Genomic DNA, 6,011 nt, shown 5'->3' with positions numbered 1-6,011 from the left:
TTATTTTTTCTACTCCAGCAGTTAACATTGGTAATAAAGTTTCACCAATTGCTATCCCAGCACCCTCTAAAGAACTCTTAAATATAGTAAATTTACCTTTTAGATTATCCCCCATTATTTCAGCCATCTTTTCAGCTGACCCTGCACTATTGTCAATAGCTCCTGATAACTTATCAAAATCAGTTTGTGATGCATTTACTATAGCAAGTAATCCACTCATTCCAACTTTTCCAGCTATACTTTCTGCATTTTGAGCCTTTTGAGCATCGGTCATATCTGCAAAGCCTTCTCTAAGATCCACAAGAACACTTCTAAAATCTCTCATAGTTCCATCGCTATTTTCGACTTCAATTCTCCAAGCATTCGTACTTTTTGTTGTTAATTCTACTCCACCTTGCAATCCCATCATTATTTGTCTTAATGATGTACCTGCTTGACTGGCCTTAATTCCTGAATTAGCCATTAATCCAATTGCTATAGCAGTATCTTCAATACTATATTTCATTGCACCAGCAACTGGAGCTACATATTTAAATGTTTCTCCCATCATTCCGACATTAGTATTCGCATTACTACTAGCCGAGGCTAATACATCTGCAAATCTACCTGATTCTTCTGCACTTAATCCAAACGCTGTCATTGCATCAGTAACTATATCACTTGTAGTTGCTAAATCTTCACCTGAAGCAGCTGCTAAATTCATAATTCCAGGAAGTCCACTTAACATTTGATCTGTTTTCCATCCAGCCATTCCCATGTACGATAGAGCTTCAGCACTTTCAGTAGCACTAAATTTAGTTGTACTTCCCATTTCTTTAGCTTTAGCGCTTAATAATTCCATATCATGACCTGTTGCTCCTGATATAGCTTGTACTTTTGACATACCTTCTTCAAAATTAGCTGCAGTAACTACGGATAGTGCGCCAACTCCAGCTAAAGGAATACTCACCCCTTTAGTGAGCATTCCTCCAAATGCAGTCATAGAATTTGCTAATCCATTTATTCTACTTTCACTACTCTTAGTAGTATCCATGAAATTATTTAAATCTTGGCCAGCAGATTTCAACCCAGCTGAAAAAGGATTTTTATCAAGGGTTAAATATCCAACTGCTTGACCTACATTTACACTCATTGTTTATCACCCCCTATTCAAATTTCTTTAATTCAGCTTGCATTTCTGAAATTAAATCAGAATTATTATTGTTCTTTTTAACTTCTTCATCTATCCACTTAGGTTTTATTGACCAAATTTCTTTACCTTTTCCATTTTTGTCATACTCAACACTTCTAAATGACTCAATATAATCACATGCTTCATCAAAACAAAAAGCGAGATATGTGTTATCAATACCCACAATCTCGCTTGGTCTTTGTTTATATTTATTGCTTATTTTCAGTATTCTTAATATCTTTTTGCTTTTTATGAAATGATTCTAATGCTCGTACACCAACTTGTGTGTATTGGAATATTTCGATTAATTGTTCATCTGTCAATTCTAATCCAGCTTCTTCTATTTGTTCTAAAGTAGGTTCAACTAATGCTTCTTTTGCAACAATTCTATATAATTGATTAGATTCATCCATTGACACTACATCTTTACTTGTTTTAGCGCCAAAGAATACAGTGTGAGATGCTAATAACAATGTATTTGGTATCTTTGAGTTTGTAACCATATTTAATAAACTTGGCCTTCTTAGCCTAGCTACAAAAGTTTCTGTTCCAAATCCTTTTAATTCAACAATTTCACCCTTGGCCATTGCTTTTAATTCATCTATGCTAGTAACTTTCATTATTCTTCACCTCTCACGCTTTTAGTAATTGTAGGTAACGCTTTAACAAATGTTAAATCAAATGGTTTTGCACCTTTTGCAGGTCTCGAAACCATTGTGTACTCTGGAGTCATATATTCTCCATCTTTAAAACTAAACTTAGCTGGTTTTCCTTTACATGAAGGATAACTGAACTTAGCATATTGTAGCACTTCTCCACTTGTATCTTTTTCACTCGTATAAATATTTATAGTACAAGGTATTCTATTAACTACACCACCAACTGCTGGAGCTGAATATCCAGTTACTTTATTTTCTGTTTTAGTTACAGTTCCACCATCTACTATAGCTAGTACTTCTGGTTGGAATGCAGTATCTTTAAATGTTAAAGATGATCCATATTGGATATCCTCTGTTTTATTAGTAGATACTATTCTATTTTTAACTCTTAGTATATTTTCCTTTCCTTCACTTATATCTGGTGAATACGTTGCTTCATCAGCAGTATCAAACATAAAAGTTTTTGGTGATGTCTCTTCAGTTACTATCTCCACCAACTCTATATTGCAAATAACTTTATCTTCCATTGTTTATCCCTCCAATTTCTTTTGAACTTCATATAAAACACTGAACGTAAGAGCTTTCTTATCATTATCAGTTTCTATACCTGTCTCTTGACCTGAATATCTAATCTTTCCAAACTCTTTTACTAAGCCTTTAACCTGTTTTTTAAATGATTCACACTTAGTAAATTGATTTTGGGGTATAAAAAAAAGAAGGTCTATATAGCCCTTCCCAACTTTATTATTTAATCCAATTATTCCATCATCTTTTAATACAACATAATTACTTTTACACTCCCCTTGGCGTTGACCAATGAAAAATGTATCAATTCCTTTACTTTTTAAAAATTCATATAATTTAACTATCACTTAATCACTTCCAAATCACCTTAGCCCATCCTTTTATAACAGTTGCTGCGTTCTTTTGAATTGTTGGCCAAAGTATAGCATTTTTCTTTTCATGACAAAGTTCCAAATATTTAAAATGAGGTGTATTGCCTCTTAACTGTATTTGAACTTTATTAGGTAATTTAACTACATTAGTATCCATTGTTTGTCTTGAATTACCTGTCCTATCTATCCACTTTGCATTTCTCTTAGCCTCACCAATCATCGTTTGAGCAGCGGTTTCTGCGTATAAGTTAGAAGCTCTAGTTACTTTTTCATCCATTTCTGATAAACCTTTTACCAGGTTGCTAAAATCAAACTTCAAACCACTCATGTTCTTCCACCACCATTTCGAAGAATACTTCAAAATCTTCACCTAAGGAATTAACTTTATAACATTTATTTTTATAAAATAAATAATCACCCTTCTTAACTTTTACAGATTTATCATTAAAATCAACTAAAAACTTCTTAGTCTCTTCTTCAGATATTTCTCCATTGTTAGCTAAAGAGGTATTATTTTTACTATAATTATTAGATTTATATAAAACCCCTGTTAAATCCGTTACTTTTTCATATCCATTAACTTCTTTATAATCATCTAATACAGCTCTATAAATACTAACATCATAAGGCATTTTTTCAATTCCTTGAATAACCTTCTTTCTTAGATATTCTTTATCTAAACTCATTGACCATCAGCTCTTTTCATTGTACTTTTATAGCCACCAGAACTAACCACAGTATCTTTTGTAATAAATTTACTATAATCATTAGATAGATTAATCCAATAATCAGAACCTGGTCCTTCTATTTCAATAGGTCCTACCTTAACTTTTTTATCTCCATCTGCTTTCATTAAACAAAGCTTAGATGCAGTAAGATACACATCTTCTTTATAAGTTATAAATAAAGCATCTAACTCATCATCTTCAAAATAAGGATATTTCTTTTCTTGCAATAATAATTTTAATAACTCTAATGGATCCATTAATATAAATACCTCCTCTAAATAAAAAGAGAAGGATTAAATCCCTCTCATACTAATAAACTTTAGCAAAGAATACTTCATCTGCTCTTTCAAAACTAGGTAATACTAATTGTGATACCTTTGTATCAACTGCTACCGGATCTTCTTTAACCATAGTTGTTACTGCAATAGCTAAATCAACTATAGATGTATCTAGTTTACTTGAACCATAAACCTTATCAAACTCTTCTGGTGTAGTTCCATACACTGTACTACCTAAAGTTGCACCACTCATATATGTTACTGTACCATCTTCATAATAAGATTGTGAAGCTTCACCTTCTGCTGGAATAAATGTTGAATTTTCTAAGAATCCTATATTAACTCCTAATCTCTCTTTAGTAAAATTAATATAATCTTGTTGGCTAAGTATCATATTTTTTGTTGATTCTCCAGCTTTTAAATGATTTGTTATTGCTGTGTTTATTAAAAATGTATCACAGAATGTTTTTTCAGTCATTAATAAAGTTGTTGGTTTTGTATATCCATCATTTGTAATAGCTTTTTGATGTCTATCTATATCTCCAACAATGTCAGCAGTAGCTACATTCCATTTCTTAGCAGCAGTTGTTATAGTTTCTTTATGATTACTAGGAACTCCATAATCAACTACTATGTCACCATCTTCAGTAGTAAGATTTATTTCTCCTTTTTGGATTAATGATGTTCTCATTCTTTTAGCTTGTATATGAGCACCTTCAACTAGTACCGCATAATTTTCAAAAACTTGAGCTATTACAGCCTTTACTAAATTTTCATTATTTGATCCTATTGCATTTATTAAATCTCTTCTGGTAGTTTCATTAACTCCCATTGATTCCTTGAAGAAAGGCAATTCTTTCTTTTCTACATTAATTGAAGCGCTTAAAGCTCTTACTTTAGCTGCTACATCAAAAGTACTCATTCTTAATGCTACTGCCTTTTTCTTTGCACCTTTTGCGAATTGTAATTCAGTTCCTAATTGCTTTTTACTAGGGAATAGAGCTTTGTCTATACTTTGTTCTTGTGGTAATTCCTTTAAATATAATGCTATGTTAGCTGAGTTTAAAAATTCTTTTAAATCCATTGTTTTTTCCTCCCTTAATTATAAAAATTTAATCATGTTTAATGCTGCTATATCTTCTGCCGTTACATCAACACCTGTATATTCTTTTATCTTTTTCTTAGATAAAAATCCGTGTATGCATACCGGTAATATTTCTGTGCCTTTTGTACCATTAAAATCCACATCAGCAAATGTAACTCCAAATGCTGTTGCTCCCGTTACCGGCGCTCCTACTGAAGAAACTATAGTTCCAGCTGGTAATATGCCATTCTTAAGTTTTGCATTTACCGAAGTTTTAGCTACTTTAATATTTGTATTAACATAATGATCTCCCGCTAATGCTCTAATATCTTTTTGTTGTGCTCCAATTGAATATGAACTTTGTTTCATTTATTTCATTCCTCCTATTTTATAAAATCTGCAATTCCTTTTGCTTGAATTTGTTCCGCTTTTTGCTTGCCTAATTGAGTTGCAAAACTTTCCTTTTGGTCTGATTCTTTTCCGCCAGCTCCACCAGTTTCAAATGAACCCGTTCCGCCTATTTCTTTTTCAAATAGATAATCATGATCTTTTTTTATAGCTTCAATCTGTTCTTTAAGACCTATTACAGTTCCATCAACAACTTTCAACTTATCATTTTCTAATAACGACTTAACTAATTTAGCCTTAGAATCAGATACTTTATAATCACCAAAAGCTTTATCAATAGCATAATTAAAATCTTTAGCTTCTAATTCTTTTTTATAAGTCTCATTAGTAGCTTCATATGTAGCTATATCACCTTTTAGCTTTTCATTATCAGTTTCATACTGCTTTAAATTAGTTATAGTTGTATTAGCAGTGTTTAATTGCTTTTCTAAATCCTTTTTATCATCAGTAGCCTTTTGATACCTTACGTCTGCATTTTCTACTTTAGTGGTATAAATCTTTTTAGTAGTCATAGCACCAGTAATAGTTGCAATTTGTTCATCCGTAAAGCCCTGTTCTTTTAATAGTTCTTCCATTTTGATATTCCTCCTATAATTACGCCTTTTACGTGAGTTGCTCCACGCTATATATAGTTCTTAGATTTCTTCTTTAACGTCTTAAATCTAAGTAAGAAAGACATAATAAAAACGCCATATTTCCTAATAAACTCTCAAGTATTAACTTAAGGCTTCGGATTTACAGCGTAATTTTATTACCATTTACTCTTTTTAAACTTTAAAGTTCTTCT

11 protein-coding genes are annotated in these 6,011 nt (G+C 31.7%); all 11 read right to left on the bottom strand.

Translation table 11 applies throughout. The features are described from left to right. The coding region (locus tag RSF37_RS14655; RefSeq protein ID WP_332565121.1) for a phage tail tape measure protein at window positions 1-1,132 on the bottom strand (1,132 nt) is incomplete at its 3' end. A 13-nt stretch (window positions 1,133-1,145) separates the two neighbouring features. Next, on the bottom strand, window positions 1,146-1,355 hold the full coding sequence (locus RSF37_RS14650; RefSeq protein WP_332565120.1) for a hypothetical protein: 210 nt from the start codon (window positions 1,353-1,355) through the stop codon (window positions 1,146-1,148). A gap of 25 nt (window positions 1,356-1,380) precedes the next feature. Further along, a complete protein-coding gene (locus RSF37_RS14645) occupies window positions 1,381-1,791 on the bottom strand; it encodes an esterase (protein WP_332565119.1) in 411 nt (136 codons plus the stop codon). Then, window positions 1,791-2,357, bottom strand: a complete 567-nt coding sequence (locus RSF37_RS14640; RefSeq protein WP_332565118.1) for a hypothetical protein — start codon at window positions 2,355-2,357, stop codon at window positions 1,791-1,793. The genes RSF37_RS14645 and RSF37_RS14640 overlap by 1 nt, the downstream gene beginning before the upstream one ends. Before the next feature lie 3 nt (window positions 2,358-2,360). Beyond that, a complete protein-coding gene (locus tag RSF37_RS14635) occupies window positions 2,361-2,702 on the bottom strand; it encodes a hypothetical protein (protein WP_332565117.1) in 342 nt (113 codons plus the stop codon). Between the two features lie 4 nt (window positions 2,703-2,706). Beyond that, window positions 2,707-3,054, bottom strand: coding sequence for a hypothetical protein (locus tag RSF37_RS14630; protein ID WP_332565116.1), 348 nt, complete (start codon window positions 3,052-3,054; stop codon window positions 2,707-2,709). Further along, window positions 3,035-3,412 carry a hypothetical protein gene (locus tag RSF37_RS14625; protein ID WP_332565115.1) on the bottom strand — a complete coding sequence of 126 codons (378 nt, stop codon included), beginning with the start codon at window positions 3,410-3,412 and terminating at the stop codon, window positions 3,035-3,037. Before RSF37_RS14625 ends, RSF37_RS14630 begins: the two co-directional genes overlap by 20 nt. Further along, on the bottom strand, window positions 3,409-3,711 hold the full coding sequence (locus RSF37_RS14620) for a hypothetical protein (protein WP_332565114.1): 303 nt from the start codon (window positions 3,709-3,711) through the stop codon (window positions 3,409-3,411). Before RSF37_RS14620 ends, RSF37_RS14625 begins: the two co-directional genes overlap by 4 nt. A 52-nt stretch (window positions 3,712-3,763) precedes the next feature. Then, window positions 3,764-4,816 (bottom strand): major capsid protein, encoded by a 1,053-nt coding sequence (locus RSF37_RS14615; RefSeq protein ID WP_332565113.1) that lies wholly within the window; start codon window positions 4,814-4,816, stop codon window positions 3,764-3,766. 18 nt (window positions 4,817-4,834) lie between these two features. Further along, window positions 4,835-5,185: a hypothetical protein gene (locus RSF37_RS14610; protein ID WP_332565112.1), complete on the bottom strand. Its 351-nt coding sequence runs from the start codon at window positions 5,183-5,185 to the stop codon at window positions 4,835-4,837. A gap of 14 nt (window positions 5,186-5,199) precedes the next feature. Further along, a complete protein-coding gene (locus tag RSF37_RS14605; protein WP_332565111.1) occupies window positions 5,200-5,799 on the bottom strand; it encodes a phage scaffolding protein in 600 nt (199 codons plus the stop codon). Window positions 5,800-6,011 lie beyond the last annotated feature (212 nt).

The sequence above is a fragment of the Clostridium sp. genome (assembly GCF_036643715.1).
Lineage (GTDB): Bacteria > Bacillota > Clostridia > Clostridiales > Clostridiaceae > Clostridium.
The sequence above is the reverse complement of the archived record's forward strand: the minus strand, read 5'-3'. Positions and strand labels throughout refer to the sequence as shown.